The sequence below is a fragment of the Gandjariella thermophila genome, from assembly GCF_005405885.1.
GTDB lineage: Bacteria > Actinomycetota > Actinomycetes > Mycobacteriales > Pseudonocardiaceae > Gandjariella > Gandjariella thermophila.
Map to the genome: position 1 here is coordinate 1 of NZ_BJFL01000102.1, position 1,698 is coordinate 1,698.

General features: G+C 71.3%; 2 protein-coding genes. Both read left to right on the plus strand.

Going from position 1 to position 1,698, the window contains the following annotated elements; all coding sequences use genetic code 11:
* The first annotated feature begins 69 nt into the window (after positions 1 to 69).
* Complete coding sequence (istA, locus tag FFT21_RS28370) at positions 70 to 1,332, plus strand: IS21 family transposase (RefSeq protein ID WP_137816969.1); 1,263 nt, start codon at positions 70 to 72, stop codon at positions 1,330 to 1,332.
* A partial coding sequence (locus FFT21_RS28375; RefSeq protein WP_192909816.1) for an ATP-binding protein occupies positions 1,332 to 1,698 on the plus strand: 367 nt, incomplete at its 3' end. The genes istA and FFT21_RS28375, both read left to right, overlap by 1 nt.

Here is a 1,698-nt window from a genome sequence, read left to right on the forward strand (position 1 = left end):
CATCCGAATTTTGACCCCTTTGTCCGGTGATCCTGGCTCCTATCTGGGGAGTCAGGAGGGACGGAGAGGGTGTTGTCCGTGGAGGATTGGGCTGAGATCCGCCGGTTGCACCGGTCGGAGCGATTGCCGATCAAGGCGATCGCTCGCGTGTTGGGCGTCTCGCGGAACACGGTGCGCGCGGCGCTGGCCTCGGGCGGACCGCCGCGCTACCAGCGGCGGCGCGGGGGGTCGATCGTGGACGCGGTCGAGCCGCTGATCCGGGAGCTGTTGCGGGTGTATCCGCGGATGCCGGCGACGGTGATCGCCGAACGGATCGGGTGGACGCGGTCGATTCGAGTGTTGCGGGACCGGGTGGCCGAGCTGCGGCCGGTGTATCTGCCGCCGGACCCGGTCTCGCGGACGGCATATGCCGCCGGGGAGATCGCCCAGTGCGATCTGTGGTTCCCGCCGATTGCGCTTCCGGTGGGGTTCGGGCAGGTGCGCAAGCCGACCCAGTTGCCGGTGCTGACCATGGTGTGTGGGTACTCGCGGTGGCTGTCGGCGGTGCTGATCCCCACCCGGCGGGCCGAGGATCTGTTCGCCGGCTGGTGGCAGCTCATCCAGCAGTTGGGGGCGGTGCCGCGGGTGCTGGTCTGGGACGGCGAGGGCGCGGTCGGCCGGTGGCGCGGCGGCCGCAGCGAGCTGACCGGGGACTGTCAGGCGTTTCGGGGCACGCTGGGCGCGAAGGTGGTCATCTGCCGCCCGGCGGACCCGGAGGCCAAGGGCCTGATCGAACGGGCGCATGACTACCTGGAGCGGTCGTTTCTGCCCGGCCGGGCCTTCGCCTCGCCCGGGGAGTTCAACGCCCAACTGCAGGTATGGCTGGCGACGGCGAACACCCGCGCTCGGCGGGTGTTGGGCTGCGCCCCAACGGATCGGATCACCGCCGACACTGAGGCGATGCTGGCGCTGCCGCCCGTGGCGCCGGCCACCGGCTGGCGGGCGAGCATCCGCCTGCCTCGCGATCACTACATCCGCTTGGACGCCAACGACTACTCGGTGCACCCCAGCGTGATCGGACGCCGGGTGGAGGTCGCCGCGGACCTGGACCGGGTGCGCGTGTTCTGCGACGGGCGCCCGGTGGCCGACCACGCTCGCATCTGGGCCTGGCACCAAACCATCTCCGACCCCGACCACCTGGCCGCGGCAAAAGCCTTGCGGCGCGGGCGGATCGGGCTGCTGCGCCCCGCCGGTGAACCCGAGGTGGGGCAACGCTGCCTGGCCGACTACGACAGCGCGCTCGGTGTCACCGACCACCACGGCGGCGAGCACGCCGATGGCGGGGTGGCCTGATGCCTACCACCAGCAGGACCATCGTCACCGGCCGGGACATCGCCGCGGAGCTGGCCTACCTCACCCGCGCGCTCAAAGCACCCACCCTGCGCGCCAGCGTCCCCCGGCTGGCCCAGCGGGCCCGCAGCGAGTCCTGGACGCATGAGGAGTTCCTCGTCGCCTGCCTGCAACGCGAGGTCTCCGCCCGCGAAGCCCACGGCGGCGAAGGGCGCATCCGCGCCGCCCGCTTCCCCGCCCGCAAGTCGTTGGAAGAGTTCGACTTCGACCACGCCCGCGGGATCAAACGCGACGTGATCGCCCACCTGGGCACCCTGGACTTCGTGGCAGCCAAAGAAAACGTCGTCTTCCTCGGCCCGCCCGTTATCC